Here is a 16569-nt window from a genome sequence, read left to right on the forward strand (position 1 = left end):
CCCCTCCTTGCGTGTTACTGCGGCCCGTTTCGGCCCTGTGTTAATCTATCCCGCTCCGTAGATGCGACGTTCTGCCGCAGGCAGTTGTCGTCGCCGCCCGCTTTCACTGGAAAAAGGCAAGCCTATGCAGCGGCTGTATCGCAAGCGCATCGTTCTCGGCGTGGGTGGCGGCATCGCCGCCTACAAGAGCGCCGAGCTGATTCGCCGACTCCTGGAACACGGCGCGCAGGTGCGCGTCGTCATGACCCGAGGTGGTGCCGAGTTCATCACCCCGCTGACCCTGCAGGCGCTGTCCGGCCACCCGGTGCACATGGATCTGCTCGACCCCGCGGCCGAAGCGGCCATGGGGCACATCGAACTGGCCAAGTGGGCCGACCTGGTATTGATCGCCCCGGCCACCGCCGACCTCATGGCACGCCTGGCCCAAGGCATGGCCGACGACCTGCTGACCACCCTGGTGCTGGCCACCGATGCCACCGTGGCCGTCGCCCCGGCGATGAACCAGGCCATGTGGCGCGACCCGGCCACCCAGGCCAACCTCGAACTGCTCAAGAGCCGCGGTATCCAGGTGTTCGGCCCGGCCTCCGGCAGCCAGGCCTGCGGCGACGTGGGGCTGGGGCGCATGCTCGAGGCCACGGACCTTGCCTGGTGCGCAGCCGAGAGCTTCAAACGCCAGGCACTGACCGGCAAATACGTGCTGATCACCGCCGGCCCCACCCAGGAAAACATCGACCCGGTGCGTTACATCACCAATCATAGTTCGGGGAAGATGGGCTTCGCCCTGGCCGAGGCGGCCGCCGAAGCCGGCGCTCGGGTGACCCTCGTCACGGGTCCTGTGCACCTGCCGACCCCCGACCGGGTCAACCGGATCGACGTGGTCAGCGCACGGGACATGCTCGCGGCGTGCGAGGCGGCCATGCCGTGCGATCTGTTCATCGCCTCGGCCGCGGTCGCGGACTACCGCCCGGAAGTCGTCGCCCCGCAAAAACTCAAGAAAGATCCTACGACCGGTGATGGCATGCTGCTGCAGATGGTGCGCAATCCGGATATCCTTGCGACCATCGCCGGCCGTGCCGACCGCCCGTTCAGCGTCGGCTTCGCCGCCGAAACCGAACACCTGCTCGATTACGCCACGCGCAAGCTCAAGGACAAGAACCTCGACCTGATCGTCGCCAATGATGTGGCCAACCCCAGCATCGGCTTCAACAGCGAGGAAAACGCCCTGACCGTGATCGACCGCCAGCAGCACCAGACCCTCTTCGCGCAGACCAGCAAGGGCAAGATCGCTCGTCAGTTGGTCGCCTTCATCGCCGAACGGCTCAACCAGGTTCAATAAGTTACATGCACGCTCTTCAAGCCAAGATCCTCGACCCTCGCCTGGGCAACGAATTCCCGCTGCCGCAGTACGCCACACCCGGCTCCGCCGGCCTGGACCTGCGCGCCATGCTCAAGGAAGACACCGTCCTGGAGCCGGGCCAGACCCTGCTGATCCCAACCGGCCTGTCGGTCTATATCGGCGACCCGGGCCTGGCCGCCATGATCCTTCCGCGCTCGGGCCTGGGCCACAAGCATGGCATCGTGCTGGGCAACCTGGTCGGCCTGATCGACTCGGACTACCAGGGCGAGCTGATGGTCTCCTGCTGGAACCGCGGCCAGACGCCCTTCACCATCGCCATCGGCGAGCGCATCGCCCAGCTGGTGCTGGTACCGGTGGTGCAGGCGCATTTCGACATCGTCGAGTCGTTCGACGAGAGCCAGCGCGGCGCAGGCGGCTTCGGCCATTCCGGTAGCCACTGAGCCGATAGACCGACCGTTGGGCCATGGATGGCGAACTCTCTGGCAAATGCACCGTCCAAGCGTTCAGTTTGCGCCTGCCCAGAAGCCTTTGATTATTGGAGCACCCCCAGAGATGAACGACATGGCCCACCTGGTACCCGCACTGCCCGAGAGCATCTTCCGCGCCTATGACATCCGCGGTGTGGTCGGCAAGACCTTGACGGGCGAGACCGCCTACTGGATCGGCCGCGCCATCGGCGCCCAGAGCCTGGCCCAGGGCGAACCCCAGGTCTCGGTTGGCCGCGACGGCCGCCTGTCCGGCCCGATGCTGGTGGAACAGCTGATCAAGGGCCTGGCCGATGCCGGCTGCCAGGTCAGCGACGTCGGCCTGGTGCCGACCCCGGCGCTGTACTACGCCGCCAATGTACTGGCCGGCAAGTCCGGCGTGATGCTCACCGGCAGCCACAATCCGCCTGACTACAACGGTTTCAAGATCGTCATCGCCGGCGACACCCTGGCCAACGAGCAGATCCAGGCCCTGCTGACCCGCCTCAAGACCAATGACCTCACCCGTGGCGAAGGCCGCGTCGAGAAGGTCGAGATCCTCCAGCGCTACTTCCAGCAGATCACCGGCGACGTGAAACTGGCCAAGAAGCTCAAGGTCGTGGTCGATTGCGGCAACGGCGCCGCCGGCGTCATCGCCCCGCAGCTGATCGAAGCCCTGGGCTGCGAGGTCATCCCGCTGTTCTGCGAGGTCGACGGCAACTTCCCCAACCACCACCCGGACCCGGGCAAGCCCGAGAACCTCGAGGACCTGATCGCCAAGGTCAAGGAAACCGGTGCCGACATCGGCCTTGCCTTCGACGGTGACGGCGATCGCGTGGGCGTGGTGACCAATACCGGCAACATCGTCTACCCCGACCGCCTGCTGATGCTCTTCGCCCAGGACGTGCTGTCGCGCAACCCAGGCGCCGAGATCATCTTCGACGTCAAGTGCACCCGCCGTCTGACCCCGCTGATCGAACAACACGGTGGCCGCGCCCTGATGTGGAAGACCGGTCATTCGTTGATCAAGAAGAAAATGAAGCAGACCGGCTCGCTGCTGGCCGGCGAGATGAGCGGGCATATCTTCATCAAGGAACGCTGGTACGGTTTCGACGACGGCATCTACAGCGCCGCGCGCCTGCTGGAGATCCTCAGCAAGGCCGGCCAGGACGCTGAAAGCCTGTTCGCTGCGTTCCCGAACGATATTTCCACGCCGGAAATCAATATTGATGTGACCGACGAGAGTAAATTCAGCATCATTGATGCACTGCAACGCGACGCTGCCTGGGGCGATGCCAACCTCACCACCATCGACGGTGTTCGGGTCGACTACGCCCATGGCTGGGGCCTGGTCCGCGCCTCCAACACCACGCCGGTGCTGGTGCTGCGCTTCGAGGCCGACAGCGACGCCGAACTGCAACGTATCAAGGCTGTATTCCGCGAGCAGTTGCTGCGGGTCGAACCAGGCCTGCAACTGCCGTTCTGACGACTATCCGTTCCTTACCTGGAGCCCTGCATGACCCTCGATCGCGATGCCGCTTCCCATGTAGCCGAGGTTTTGTCCGAAGCACTGCCCTACATTCGCCGCTTTGTCGGCAAGACCCTGGTGATCAAGTACGGCGGCAACGCGATGGAGAGCGAAGAGCTCAAGACCGGCTTTGCCCGTGACATCGTGCTGATGAAGGCCGTGGGCATCAACCCGGTGGTCGTGCACGGCGGCGGCCCGCAGATCGGCGACCTGCTCAAGCGCCTGTCGATCGAAAGCCATTTCATCGATGGCATGCGCGTCACCGACTCGGCGACCATGGACGTGGTGGAAATGGTGCTGGGCGGCCAGGTCAACAAGGACATCGTCAACCTGATCAACCGCCATGGCGGTAGCGCCATTGGCCTGACCGGCAAGGATGCGGAACTGATCCGAGCCAAGAAGCTCACCGTCAGCCGCCAGACCCCGGAGATGACCCAGCCGGAAATCATCGACATCGGTCATGTGGGTGAAGTGGAAAGCGTCAACACCGACCTGCTCAATATGCTGGTCAAGGGCGACTTCATTCCGGTGATCGCCCCGATCGGCGTGGGCAAGAACGGCGAATCGTACAACATCAATGCCGACCTGGTGGCCGGCAAGGTGGCCGAGGCGCTGAAGGCCGAGAAGCTGATGCTGCTCACCAACATCGCCGGCCTGATGGACAAGCAAGGCACGGTGCTGACGGGCCTGACCACCGAGCAGGTCAACGAACTGATCGCCGACGGCACCATCTACGGCGGCATGCTGCCGAAGATCAAGTGCGCCCTGGAAGCGGTGCAAGGCGGCGTGAACAGCTCGCACATCATCGATGGGCGCGTACCGAACGCCGTGCTGCTGGAGATCTTCACCGACAGCGGTGTCGGTACCCTGATCACCAACACCAAGCGTTCCTGAGTCGTCAGCAGCCCCCATCGCCGGCAAGCCGGCTCCCACAGGGGGCAGTGCAATCCTTGTGGGAGCCGCCTTGCCGGCGATGAGGCCGGTACGCACAACGGCTACAAAAAAGGCGACCTCGAGGGTCGCCTTTTTTGCTTGCATTGATCCGGATCAGATCCCGTACTGCGCCCGATAGGCCTCGACAGCCGGCAGGTGCTGCTTGAGCTGCGGGTCGTCGGCCAGGAACTCCAGCACCTGGGTCAGCGACACGATGCTGACCACCGGGATGCCGAAGTCGCGCTCGACTTCCTGGATCGCCGACAGCTCGCCATTGCCGCGCTCTTCGCGGTTCAGCGCGATCAGCACGCCTGCGGCCTTGGCCTGCTGGGCATTGATGATCTGCATGACCTCGCGGATGGCAGTACCGGCGGTGATCACGTCGTCGATGATCAGCACGTCACCGGCCAGCGGGGCGCCGACCAGGCTGCCGCCTTCGCCGTGGTCCTTGGCTTCCTTGCGGTTGAAGCACCAAGGCACGTCGAGCTGGTGCTGCTCGGCCAGGGCCACGGCGGTCGCCGCCGCCAGGGGGATACCCTTGTAGGCCGGGCCGAACAGCACGTCGAACGGGATCTTGCTGTCGACGATGGCCGCCGCATAGCAACGCCCCAGTTGGGCCAGGGCCGAACCTGTATTGAACAGGCCGGCATTGAAGAAGTACGGGCTGGTACGCCCCGATTTCAGGGTGAACTCACCGAAGCGCAGAACCCCGCGATCGATGGCAAAACGAATGAAGTCGCGCTGATACGGCTGCATGAAGAGTCCCGAATACCACGGATTTAGCTAAATGAGTTGAGCTCGGGTATCATACACGCACGAGATTTTTGGGGCCATTTATGCGGATCATCAGTGTGAACGTAAATGGCATTCAGGCTGCGGCCGAGCGTGGACTGCTCAGCTGGCTGCAAGCCCAGAATGCCGACGTCATCTGCCTTCAGGATACCCGCGCCTCGGCCTTTGAACTCGACGACCCAGCTTTCCAGCTCGATGGCTATTTCCTTTACGCCTGCGACGCGGAGGTGCCAGCCCAAGGTGGCGTGGCACTGTATTCGCGGATGCAGCCCAAGGCAGTCATCACCGGCCTGGGCTTCGAGACAGCCGACCGCTACGGGCGTTACCTGCAAGCAGATTTCGACAAAGTCAGTATTGCCAGCCTGCTGCTGCCTTCGGGCATGAACGGCGACGAAGACTTGAACCAGAAGTTCAAGTTGATGGACGACTTCGCCAAGTACCTGGACAAGCAGCGCCGCAAGCGTCGCGAGTACATCTATTGTGGCTCGTTGTACGTGGCGCAGCAGAAGCTGGACATCAAGAACTGGCGCGACAGCCAGCAATCGCCGGGCTTCCTGGCGCCGGAGCGCGCCTGGATGGACGCGATCGTCGGCGACATGGGCTATGTCGATGCCCTGCGCGAAGTCAGCCGTGAAGGCGACCAGTACAGCTGGTGGCCGGACAATGAACAGGCCGAGATGCTCAACCTGGGCTACCGGTTCGACTACCAGATCCTCACCCCGGGCCTGCGCCGCTTCGTACGCAATGCACGCCTGCCGCGCCAGCCTCGCTTCTCCCAGCATGCACCGCTGATCGTGGACTACGACTGGACGTTGACCATCTGACCGTTGGGGCTGCCCTGCAGCCCAATCGCCGGCAAGCCGGCCCCACAGGAATTGTGCAGGCCCCTGTGGGAGCCGGCTTGCCGGCGATTGGAACAACCAGCCTTACTTGATCGGCCGCCAGATCAGCGGATAACGGTAGGGCTTGCCTTCATTGGCCTTGACCCCCGCAACAATGGCCAGGACCAGCACCGCCACCGCCAGGATGGCGAACAGCACGATCCCCACCAGCACGAACATCAGCAGGAAGCAGATGAACCCAGCGATGGTCACGCTGATCTGGAAGTTCAGCGCCTCCTTGCCCTGGGCATCGATGAACGGGTCCAGTTCACGCTTCCAGATCCACATCACCAATGGGCCCAGCAGGTGCCCGAGCGGCACCACCAAGCCAAGCAGCGCCGAGAGGTGGCAGAACATCGCCCATTGCCGGATTTCGGCATTGGGCGGCGTGATCGGCAGATCAGGTTCGTTCATGTTCCACACCTCCTTGGCGTAGCGATCAATCGGCCAGCGAGGCCTTTTGCAGTTCGAAGATTTCGTTCATGCCCTTCTGGGCCAGGGCCAACATGGCGTTGAAGTCTTCCGGCTGGAACGGAGCGCCTTCTGCGGTGCCCTGCACTTCGATGAAGCCTCCGGCGCTGGTCATGACCACGTTCAGGTCGGTCTCGGCGGCGGAGTCTTCCAGGTAGTCCAGGTCGAGCACCGCTTCGCCCTGGTACATGCCCACGGACACGGCAGCGATCATGTGCTTGAGCGGGTTGCCGCCCTTGAGGCCGCCGCGTTTCTTGATCACGGCCAGGGCGTCGCACAGGGCGACCATGGCGCCGGTGATCGAAGCGGTACGGGTACCGCCGTCGGCCTGGATCACGTCGCAGTCGACGTACAGGGTGATATCGCCCAGCTTGCTCATATCCAGCGCGGCGCGCAGCGAGCGGCCGATCAGGCGCTGGATTTCCAGGGTGCGGCCACCCTGCTTGCCACGGCTCGCCTCGCGCTGGTTACGCTCGCCGGTGGAGCGCGGCAGCATGCCGTATTCGGCGGTCAGCCAGCCTTGGCCCTGACCCTTGAGGAAGCGGGGAACACCATTCTCGACGCTGACCGTGCAGACGACCTTGGTGTCGCCGAACTCGACCAGTACCGACCCCTCGGCGTGCTTGGTGTAGTTGCGGGTGATGCGGATCGAGCGGAGCTGATCGGCGGCGCGACCACTTGGACGTTTCATCTGGGATACCTGTACCGGGACTTGAATCTGCGGAGCATTATAAGGCCCGGCGCCCCAGGAGGACATGCCTATTGTCGCGGCCCGGCAGCCTGTCGTCTTTCCCTACACCGGCGCCAGGCTGTCTGTAACATGGGTGGATTGGGCGCCCACGCCGCACTGCGTTACAATCCCGCGCCTTGCAGCCGAAAGGCTTCCCCGTTCATTCAGATTTCGCGAGGTACTCTCCATGGTGCACAGCATGACCGCTTTTGCTCGAGTCGAGCGCGCCGGCAGCCAAGGCACCCTGGCCTGGGAGCTCCGCTCGGTCAACCACCGCTACCTGGAGCCCCACCTGCGCCTGCCCGAGGCCCTGCGCGACCTGGAAGGCGCCGTGCGCGAAGGCCTGCGCCAGGGCCTGTCGCGGGGCAAGGTGGAGTGCACCCTGCGCTTGAGCGAAGACAGCACCGGCAAGCCCTTGCAGGTCGACCGCGAGCGTGCCGCACAGCTGGTGGCCGCTGCGGAAACCGTCGCCGGGCTGATCAAGCAACCGGCACCGCTCAACCCTTTGGAAGTCTTGGCCTGGCCGGGCGTGCTGGTGGGCGATGCCAGCGATCCCCAGGCTCTCAACGCCGAAGCCATGGCCCTGTTCGACGAAGCCTTGGCCGAGCTCAAGGCCGGGCGCCAGCGCGAAGGCCTCGAGCTGGCCCGGCTGATCAACGAACGCCTGGACAGCATGGCTACCGAAGTCACCACCCTACGCGCCCTGGTGCCGCAGATGCTGGCCGCTCAACGCCAGCGTATCCTCGACCGCTTCGCCGACCTGCAGGCCGAGCTCGACCCGCAGCGCCTGGAGCAGGAGATGGTCCTGCTAGCGCAGAAGAGCGACGTCGCCGAGGAACTGGACCGCCTCAGCACTCATATCACCGAAGTGCGCCGGGTGCTCAAGTCCGGCGGCGCCGCCGGCAGGCGCCTGGACTTCCTGATGCAGGAACTCAACCGCGAGGCCAACACCCTGGGCTCCAAGGCGTTCGACCCACGCAGCACCCAGGCGGCGGTCAACCTCAAGGTATTGATCGAACAGATGCGTGAACAAGTACAGAACATCGAGTAAGGCCACCCCTACCATGAACCACAGCAGCGGCACCCTCTATATCGTCTCGGCCCCTTCCGGTGCCGGCAAGACCAGCCTGGTCACCGCATTGACCAAGGACGACCCGAAAATCCGCGTCTCGGTCTCCCACACCACCCGCGCCATGCGCCCGGGCGAGCAGCACGGGGTGAACTATCACTTCGTCCAGCACGAGGCGTTCAAGGCCCTGATCGAGCAAGGCGACTTCCTCGAGCACGCCGAAGTCTTCGGCAACTTCTACGGCACCTCACGCAGCGCGTTGCAGCAAACCCTCGAACAAGGCTACGACCTGATCCTGGAAATCGACTGGCAAGGCGCACAGCAGGTGCGCAAGCTGATGCCCGAGGCGCTGTCGGTGTTCATCCTGCCGCCGAGCCAGCAGGCCCTGCGCCAGCGCCTGGACAACCGTGGCCAAGACAGCGAGGCCATCATCGAAGGCCGCATGAAGGAAGCGGTCAGCGAGATGCAGCACTACGACGAGTACGACTACGTCATCATCAATGATGATTTCGACGTGGCGCTGAAGGAGTTGAAGGCAGTGTTCGTTGCCAACCGCCTGCTTCTGAAGAAACAGCAACAGCGTCATGAAGCACTGCTCAAGCAACTGATCGGCTGAAAGCAAAAGGGGCCGCTTTGCGCCCCAATCGCGGGCCAAGCCCGCTCCCACAAAGCCGTTGACGAATCCTGTGGGAGCGGGCTTGGCCCGCGATTGAGCTGCAAGGCAGCCCTTTTTCATCACTCCTGCAATCGAAGCTTGGCCTGCTGCTGCAAGGTGGCTCCCAGGAAATAGGCCGGCGCGCGCCAGCGCGACAGCACCATCAGCACGATCCCCAGCGCCGAGATGATCGCCGCGATCACGAACACCAGCCCCAACCCGCCAACATGCGAGCCGCTGCCGAAGTCCGGTGAGGCACTGTCGATCGCGGTGCGCACGAAGATCACCGACAGGATCACCCCACCCACCAGCGGGCACAGGCCACGCATGAAGAAGTGGCGCACGCTGTCGAACAGGCTGTCGCGGAAGTACCAGACGCAGGCGAAGGCCGTCAGCGAATAGTAGAAGCAGATCATCATGCCCAGGGCCGTGATGGTGTCGGCCAGCACGTTCTCGCTGAGGGTACGCATGGTCACGTAGAACACCGCCGCGGCGACACCGGCACAGATGGTGGCGTAACGCGGGGTCTGCGAGCGCGGGCAGACACTGGCGAAACGTTGCGGCACGGCGCCGTAGTAGCCCATGGCAAGCAGCGTGCGAGCCGGCGAGACGAAGGTCGACTGCAAGGAGGCGGCGGTGCTGGCCAGTACCGCGATGGACATCAGGATCGCCAGCGGCCCCATGACCGGGCCGGCCAGGTGGGCGAAGACGTTCTCCTGGATGCGCGGGTTGCCAAGGCCCAGGCCGACATCGCTGATCCCGGCGAATTGCAGGGTGGCGATGGCGGTGACCAGGTAAAGGCCGAGGATCAGCAGCACGGTCCAGGTGGCGGCCTTTCCAGGCACCTCGTCACTGCCGATCGACTCCTCGCTGACCGTCAGGCAGACATCCCACCCCCAGAAGATGAAGATCGACAGCGACAGACCAGCGGCGAACGCCGAGAACGACTCGACGCCGAACGGGTTGAACCAAGACAGGTCGAAGGCCAGCGGTGGCGGCGCAGTGGTCTCGCCGAAGGCGGCGAAGGCAAAGCCGATCAGCACCAGCAACTGCAAGGCGACCAGGCCGTACTGCACGGTCATGGTGGTGCCCATGCCTCGGCAGCAGATCCACACGGCCAGGGCAATGAACACGCAACAGGTCACCACGTTGATCAACAGGTTGTCCGCCAACGCGGCCAACGCCTGTTGCCCAGTGATCTGACCGAGGAACAGATAGAAGAAATCGACGGCCACGCCCGCCAGGTTGGACAGCACGATGGTGGTCGCGACGACCAGCCCCCAGCCACCGATCCAGCCGATCATCGGCCCGAAGGCACGTGCCGACCAGGTGAATGACGTGCCGCTGTCAGGCTCGGCGGCGTTGAGCTCGCGGTAACCAAGGGCCACCAGCAGCATGGGCAAGAAGCCCACGATGAACACTGCCGGCAGGTGGGCGCCCACCTCACGTACGGTCGGCCCGAGGGCGCCGGTCAGGGTATAGACCGGCGCGATGGTGGAAATGCCCAGCACCACGCTGGCCAGCAGGCCCAGGCGGCCCTTTGCAAGGCCCTTGCTGGCGCGCTGGGTGTTGCCTGCGTCGGTCGCCACGTCGGGTGGGCGGCCGGCTTCAGTGTATTCGCTCATGAGTATTTGCCGTAACTATTGGTATTGTTTTCACGGGCCTTGCGAACAAGGCCCGCGTTTCACTCATTGAAAGCTGTTGCAGGGGAACGGGTCATCCGAGACCTTCGGGTAATGACGTCAGAATGCTTCTGCCGTTAACCCTCCCGTGCAGCATGGGCGATGCAGGCCTCGCGGAACGCCTGGAAAAGGCGCCGGGAGACCGGGTTTTCGGCGAAACGCCATTCCGGGTGCCACTGCACCCCGAGCACGAAGCCCGAAGCGCCAGGCATCGACACCGCTTCGATCAGGCCATCCGGGGCCCGCGCCTCGACACGCAGCCCTGGGGCCAGGCGATCGATGCCCTGGCTGTGCAGCGAGTTGACCTCGAACTGCGCAGCCAGGCCCAAACCCTCGAACAACCCGCCCGGCTCGATGGCCACGGGATGTCGAGGGCCGTACTGCACCTCAAGGGGTGCATCCTCAGGTTCTCGGTGGTCCAGGTAGCCGGGCAGTTCCTGCACACGCTGGTGCAGCGAACCGCCAAGGGCCACGTTCAGTTCCTGGAAGCCACGGCAAATGCAGAACACCGGCACGCCGGCAGCAATGGCCGCCTGCAGCAAAGGCAAAGTCAGGCGGTCACGCGCGAGGTCGTGCCGAGTGCCTTCCACGCTGGGGGCGCCATTGTAATGATGCGGCTCGACATTTGAAGGCGAGCCGGTAAAAAGAATGCCATCGAGCCGCGCCACCAGCGCCTGGGGGTTACTGCCCCCGTCGCGCGCCGGCAGGATCAGCGGAAGCCCGGCAAAGCCGGCCGCCTCGACATACTTGTCGCCCACCGTGTGCGACGAGTTCTTCCCCACCTGCTGGCGGCAGGCGCTGACACCGATCAGAGGGACCGCATTTGCGCTCATGGGTTCACACCGTGTGCAGGTACCAGTTGTACTCGAGGTCGGAAATCGACACTTCGAACTCGGCCAGCTCGCTTTCCTTGCAGGCCACGAAGATGTCGATGTAGTCCGGGCTGATGTATTGGTTGAGGACTTCGCTGTCATCCAGTGCGCGCAGTGCATCGCGCAGGTTGTTCGGCAGGCTTTGCTCGAGCTGCTCGTAGGAGTTGCCTTCGATCGGCTCGCCCGGCTCGACCTTGTTGGTCAGGCCGTGGTGAATGCCGGCCAGGATCGCGGCAAGCATCAGGTACGGGTTGGCATCGGCACCGGCCACGCGATGCTCGATGCGCACGTTCTCGCTGCTGTCGGTCGGCACGCGCAGGGCCACGGTGCGGTTGTCCAGGCCCCAGCTCGGCGCATTGGGCACATAGAACTGCGCACCGAAGCGGCGATAGGAGTTGATGTTCGGGCAGAGGAAAGCCATGGATGCCGGCATGGTCTCCAGCACGCCACCGATGGCGTGGCGCAGCGCCTCGCTTTGCAGCGGGTCTGCGCTGGCGAAGATGTTCTTGCCGGTCTTCTTGTCCAGCAGCGAGATATGCACGTGCAGGCCATTGCCCGCCTGGCCCGGGTAGGGCTTGGCCATGAAGGTGGTGTCCATTTCATGGTCGTAGGCGATGTTCTTGATCAGGCGCTTGAGCAGAATCGCATAGTCGCAGGCCTTGAGCGGGTCGGCGACGTGATGCAGGTTGACCTCGAACTGCGCCGGGGCACTTTCCTTGACGATGGCATCGGCAGGAATGCCCTGTTCCTTGGCAGCCTCGAGCATGTCCTGCAGGCAGTCGGCGTATTCGTCCAGGTCATCGATCAGATACACCTGGGTCGACTGCGGGCGCTTGCCGGAAATCGGCGAGCGTGGCGGCTGTGGGCGGCCATTGAGGTTGTCCTGGTCGATCAGGTAGAACTCCAGCTCGAACGCCGCGCAGATATCCAGGCCCAATGCGTCGAACTTGCCGACCACCTGGCGCAGCACCTCGCGCGGGTCGGCGAAGAACGGCGCACCGTCCAGCTCGTGCATGGTCATCAGCAACTGGGCGGTGGGGCGCTTCTGCCAGGGCTCGTCGGACAGCGTGCCCGGGATCGGACGGCAGATACGGTCGGCATCGCCGATGTCCAGGCCAAGGCCGGTGCTCTCGACGGTGGAGCCGTTGATATCCAGGGCGAACAGCGACGCCGGCAGGTTGATGCCTTTCTCGTATACCTTGTGCAGGCTCGCGCGCTCGATGCGCTTGCCACGGACCACCCCGTTCATGTCGGAGATCAGCAGATCGACGAACTGCGTATCCGGATGAGCCTCTAGGAATTCATTCATCTCGCTGGCAGAACTGGCGCACGGAGTGACCGACGTCATGGCTGTACATCCTTTGATTCGGGGCGGCGATGTGGAGGGATACGGCTGGCGCCTTGCGGGCGGCGATGGTTGTACTGTTGTTCTTTTCACTGTCCCATCGTGGGGATAGGGTGCGGATCCGGCGCATTGATTACCGGGTGCCGTTCCACTATAAAATGGCACCTACGCAACAGACATTGGCATTACGGCAAACAGAGCGTGCATCGATGCAATACCAGATTACCCATGCGGACCTCTCCCTGGTGCTCGCCCTGGAGCGCGGTCGCTCGCTGGCCAAGGCCGCCGAGCTGCTGAAGGTCGACGTCTCGACCGTGTTCCGCTCCATCCGCCGGCTGGAGTCGGCGCTGGGCACGGCGCTGTTCGTCAAGAGCCGCAAAGGCTACCTGCCTACCGATACCGCCCAGGCCCTGGCCGAACAGGCCGAGCGTGCCGAACAGGCCCTCGATGCCGCGCGTATCGCCCTGACCAGCGGTGAACAGGTGGTCAGCGGCACCGTCCGCCTGACCTGTACCGAGGCGGTGATGCACAGCCTGCTGCTGCCGGCGCTGGCCGACTTCATGTCGAACTACCCGGCCCTGTCACTGGAGATGGGCACCTCCAATACCTTCGCCAACCTCAGCCGGCGCGATGCCGACATCGCCCTGCGCCTGACCAACACGCCGCCGGAACACCTGGTCGGCCGCTGCCTGGGCTCCACGTCCTATGTGGTCTGCGGCCAGCCGCAGTGGCGCGAACGCCTGGCCGAGTCGCACAACAACGTGCCGTGGATCGCCCCGGACGACTCCATGCAGGATCACCCCACGGTGGTCTGGCGCAACCAGCAATATCCGGGGCTTAACCCGCGCTACCAGTGCAGCAGCATGTCGACCATCGCCCAACTGGTGAGCACCGGCCTGGGCGTGGCGGCGCTGCCCGACTACATGGTCGACGCCCTGCCGGAAGTCGAGGCCTTGAGCGGCCCCCTGCCGGGCTGCGATACCCAGCTGTGGCTGCTGACCCGCCCGGATTGCCGGGCGCTACGCTCGGTGCAGACGCTGTTCGAGGAGCTGACCCCACGATTGCGTGACGCGATGCTCTGAGGTTATCGTCGGGCTCAGGTATCGAGGGTGTCTGTTCCGGCCCTTTCGCGGCTGAAGCCGCTCCCACTGGGTGCAGTGATGAGCCTGAGGACAATGCTGCCCCTGTGTGGGCTTCAGCCGCGAATGAAGGCAACACAGGGCTTGAAGGTGACCACTCGACAAAACAACCCTTCCCTATTGGCTGGTGATTTTTTAAACTATCGAGTCCGCCTGCCCAATCTGGGCTGCACGCCTACCGCATTTGCTACTGAGGAAGACCATGGCCCGCGTAACTGTTGAAGACTGCCTGGAACACGTGGATAACCGCTTTGAGCTGGTCATGCTCTCGACCAAGCGCGCCCGTCAACTGGCCACCGGCGGCAAAGAGCCGCGGGTAGCATGGGAAAACGACAAGCCGACCGTCGTCGCCCTGCGCGAAATCGCCGAAGGTATCGTCACCCCTGAGTTCATCGCCGCCGAAGAGATCGTCACCGAAGATCCGGTCTTCGCCGCGTTCGAGGACGAAAACAACGAGGCTGTCTGATTCATGCCCGGTCGACGTCGCGCGGCACAAGGCATTCTTCCTCGGCAGGAGGTGACCCCATGCCGGGTATAGAAGCCCTCGCCGAACGGCTGTCGACCTATCTCGGCCCCGACCAGGTCAACCTGGTCCGCCGGGCCTACTTCTACGCCGAACAGGCGCACGATGGCCAACGCCGCCGCAGCGGCGAGCCCTACGTGACCCACCCGCTGGCCGTGGCCAGTATCCTGGCCGACATGCACATGGACCATCAGAGCCTGATGGCCGCCATGCTGCACGATGTGATCGAAGACACCGGCATCGCCAAGGAAGCCCTCTGCCAGCAGTTCGGCGAGACGGTCGCCGAGCTGGTCGACGGGGTCAGCAAGCTGACCCAGATGAACTTCGAGACCAAGGCCGAGGCCCAGGCCGAGAACTTCCAGAAGATGGCCATGGCCATGGCCCGCGACATCCGCGTGATCCTGGTCAAGCTGGCCGACCGCTTGCACAACATGCGCACCCTGGAAGTGCTTTCGGGCGAAAAACGCCGACGCATCGCCAAGGAAACCCTCGAGATCTACGCCCCCATCGCCAACCGCCTGGGCATGCACAACGTGCGCGTGGAGTTCGAGGACCTCGGCTTCAAGGCCATGCACCCGATGCGCTCCTCGCTGATCCACCGCGCAGTCAAGAGCGCCCGTGGCAACCGCAAGGAAATCGTCGCCAAGATCGAGCATTCCCTGGCCAACTGCCTGGCGGCAGACGGCATCGAGGGTGAGGTCAGCGGTCGGCAGAAACACCTCTATGGCATCTACAAGAAGATGCGCGGCAAGCGCCGCGCCTTCAACGAGATCATGGACGTGTACGCCTTCCGCATCATCGTCGACAAGGTCGACACCTGCTACCGCGTGCTTGGCGCCGTGCACAACTTGTACAAGCCATTGCCTGGTCGCTTCAAGGACTACATCGCGATTCCCAAGGCCAACGGCTACCAGTCGCTGCACACCACGCTGTTCGGCATGCATGGCGTGCCCATCGAGATCCAGATTCGCACCCGCGAAATGGAAGAGATGGCCAACAATGGCATCGCCGCCCATTGGCTGTACAAGTCCAACGAGGACGAGCAGCCCAAGGGCAACCACGCCCGCGCCCGCCAGTGGGTCAAGGGTATCCTCGAGCTGCAGCAACGCGCCGGCAACTCCCTGGAGTTCATCGAAAGCGTGAAGATCGACCTGTTCCCGGACGAGGTCTACGTCTTCACGCCCAAAGGCCGGATCATGGAGCTGCCCAAAGGCTCCACCGCCGTCGACTTCGCCTACGCGGTGCATACTGATGTGGGCAACAGCTGCATCGCCTGCCGTATCAACCGCCGCCTGGCGCCTCTGTCCGAGCCGCTGCAGAGCGGCTCGACCGTGGAGATCGTCAGTGCCCCGGGCGCACGGCCGAACCCGGCCTGGCTCAACTTCGTGGTCACCGGCAAGGCACGCACGCACATTCGCCACGCCCTCAAGCAGCAACGCCGCTCCGAATCCATCAGCCTGGGCGAGCGCCTGCTGAACAAGGTGCTCACCGGCTTCGACAGCAGCCTGGAGCAAATCCCCCCGGAGCGCATCCAGGCCATCCTCGCCGAGTACCGCCTGGAGCTGATCGAAGACCTGCTCGAAGACATCGGCCTGGGCAACCGCATGGCCTATGTGGTCGCCCGCCGCCTGTTGTCCGCCGAGGGCGAACAATTGCCGGCCCCCGAGGGCCCGCTGGCCATCCGTGGTACCGAAGGCCTGGTGCTCAGCTACGCCAAGTGCTGCACGCCGATCCCAGGCGACCCGATCGTCGGCCACCTCTCGGCAGGCAAGGGCATGGTCGTGCACCTGGAAAACTGCCGTAACATCAGTGAAATCCGCCACAACCCGGAGAAGTGCGTGCAGCTCTCCTGGGCCAAGGACATCACCGGCGAATTCAATGTCGAGCTGCGCGTCGAGCTGGAGCACCAGCGTGGCCTGATCGCGCTGCTGGCCAGCAGCGTCAACGCCGCCGACGGCAATATCGAAAAAATCAGCATGGACGAACGCGACGGCCGTATCAGCGTGGTCCAACTGGTGGTCAGCGTGCGCGACCGCGTGCACCTGGCCCGCGTGATCAAGAAGTTGCGTACCCTGACCGGCGTGGTCCGCATCACCCGCATGCGTACGTAGTCCGTCAACCAAGGAGT

The 16569-nt window shown here is 63.9% G+C and carries 15 protein-coding genes and 1 pseudogene; 10 read left to right on the forward strand and 6 right to left on the reverse strand.

The window, feature by feature from the left end; all coding sequences use genetic code 11:
• Positions 1-124: 124 nt before the first annotated feature.
• The 4 genes and pseudogenes from coaBC to argB all read left to right on the forward strand — a co-directional run bounded on the left by coaBC (position 125) and on the right by argB (position 4243).
• Complete coding sequence (gene coaBC, locus AC1MHZ_RS02840) at positions 125-1336, forward strand: bifunctional phosphopantothenoylcysteine decarboxylase/phosphopantothenate--cysteine ligase CoaBC (RefSeq protein WP_482965995.1); 1212 nt, start codon at positions 125-127, stop codon at positions 1334-1336.
• Positions 1337-1341: 5 nt separating this feature from the next.
• Positions 1342-1797, forward strand: coding sequence for a dUTP diphosphatase (dut, locus tag AC1MHZ_RS02845; protein ID WP_084855344.1), 456 nt, complete (start codon positions 1342-1344; stop codon positions 1795-1797).
• A gap of 136 nt (positions 1798-1933) precedes the next feature.
• Positions 1934-3307 (forward strand): annotated as a pseudogene (locus AC1MHZ_RS02850) (phosphomannomutase/phosphoglucomutase); the annotation flags it as partial.
• Between the two features lie 30 nt (positions 3308-3337).
• On the forward strand, positions 3338-4243 hold the full coding sequence (argB, locus tag AC1MHZ_RS02855) for an acetylglutamate kinase (protein WP_084855342.1): 906 nt from the start codon (positions 3338-3340) through the stop codon (positions 4241-4243).
• A 153-nt stretch (positions 4244-4396) separates the two neighbouring features.
• Here the strand turns inward: argB and pyrE are convergent, their stop codons facing one another.
• Positions 4397-5038: an orotate phosphoribosyltransferase gene (gene pyrE / locus AC1MHZ_RS02860; protein WP_011536401.1), complete on the reverse strand. Its 642-nt coding sequence runs from the start codon at positions 5036-5038 to the stop codon at positions 4397-4399.
• A gap of 80 nt (positions 5039-5118) precedes the next feature.
• Here pyrE and AC1MHZ_RS02865 point away from each other — a divergent pair, with 80 nt between their 5' ends.
• The gene (locus AC1MHZ_RS02865; protein ID WP_084855341.1) at positions 5119-5898 is read left to right on the forward strand and encodes an exodeoxyribonuclease III; all 780 of its coding nucleotides are present in this window, start codon (positions 5119-5121) and stop codon (positions 5896-5898) included.
• A gap of 102 nt (positions 5899-6000) precedes the next feature.
• On the opposite strand, the gene AC1MHZ_RS02870 is transcribed toward AC1MHZ_RS02865, so the two are convergent.
• Both AC1MHZ_RS02870 and rph read right to left on the reverse strand, forming a co-directional pair.
• A complete protein-coding gene (locus AC1MHZ_RS02870; protein ID WP_084855340.1) occupies positions 6001-6369 on the reverse strand; it encodes a DUF4870 domain-containing protein in 369 nt (122 codons plus the stop codon).
• Positions 6370-6394: 25 nt separating this feature from the next.
• Positions 6395-7117: a ribonuclease PH gene (gene rph, locus AC1MHZ_RS02875; protein WP_084855339.1), complete on the reverse strand. Its 723-nt coding sequence runs from the start codon at positions 7115-7117 to the stop codon at positions 6395-6397.
• Positions 7118-7343: 226 nt separating this feature from the next.
• Here rph and AC1MHZ_RS02880 point away from each other — a divergent pair, with 226 nt between their 5' ends.
• Both AC1MHZ_RS02880 and gmk read left to right on the forward strand, forming a co-directional pair.
• Positions 7344-8207 (forward strand): YicC/YloC family endoribonuclease, encoded by an 864-nt coding sequence (locus AC1MHZ_RS02880; protein ID WP_084855338.1) that lies wholly within the window; start codon positions 7344-7346, stop codon positions 8205-8207.
• Between the two features lie 13 nt (positions 8208-8220).
• Positions 8221-8841, forward strand: coding sequence for a guanylate kinase (gene gmk / locus AC1MHZ_RS02885; protein ID WP_084855337.1), 621 nt, complete (start codon positions 8221-8223; stop codon positions 8839-8841).
• A gap of 119 nt (positions 8842-8960) precedes the next feature.
• On the opposite strand, the gene AC1MHZ_RS02890 is transcribed toward gmk, so the two are convergent.
• From AC1MHZ_RS02890 to AC1MHZ_RS02900, 3 genes are all read right to left on the reverse strand, one after another.
• Complete coding sequence (locus AC1MHZ_RS02890) at positions 8961-10505, reverse strand: APC family permease (RefSeq protein ID WP_084855336.1); 1545 nt, start codon at positions 10503-10505, stop codon at positions 8961-8963.
• 134 nt (positions 10506-10639) lie between these two features.
• A complete protein-coding gene (locus AC1MHZ_RS02895; protein ID WP_482965996.1) occupies positions 10640-11395 on the reverse strand; it encodes a gamma-glutamyl-gamma-aminobutyrate hydrolase family protein in 756 nt (251 codons plus the stop codon).
• A 4-nt stretch (positions 11396-11399) separates the two neighbouring features.
• Positions 11400-12782 carry a glutamine synthetase family protein gene (locus AC1MHZ_RS02900; RefSeq protein ID WP_084855334.1) on the reverse strand — a complete coding sequence of 461 codons (1383 nt, stop codon included), beginning with the start codon at positions 12780-12782 and terminating at the stop codon, positions 11400-11402.
• Positions 12783-12988: 206 nt separating this feature from the next.
• Here AC1MHZ_RS02900 and AC1MHZ_RS02905 point away from each other — a divergent pair, with 206 nt between their 5' ends.
• The 3 genes from AC1MHZ_RS02905 (at position 12989) to spoT (ending at position 16552) form a co-directional block, all read left to right on the forward strand.
• Entirely contained in the window at positions 12989-13861 is an 873-nt protein-coding gene (locus AC1MHZ_RS02905; RefSeq protein WP_084855333.1) for a LysR family transcriptional regulator, read from the forward strand.
• 259 nt (positions 13862-14120) lie between these two features.
• A complete protein-coding gene (gene rpoZ, locus AC1MHZ_RS02910; protein ID WP_008091595.1) occupies positions 14121-14384 on the forward strand; it encodes a DNA-directed RNA polymerase subunit omega in 264 nt (87 codons plus the stop codon).
• Between the two features lie 59 nt (positions 14385-14443).
• A complete protein-coding gene (spoT, locus tag AC1MHZ_RS02915) occupies positions 14444-16552 on the forward strand; it encodes a bifunctional GTP diphosphokinase/guanosine-3',5'-bis pyrophosphate 3'-pyrophosphohydrolase (protein ID WP_084855332.1) in 2109 nt (702 codons plus the stop codon).
• Positions 16553-16569 lie beyond the last annotated feature (17 nt).

This window comes from Pseudomonas sp. FA-1, from assembly GCF_056856075.1.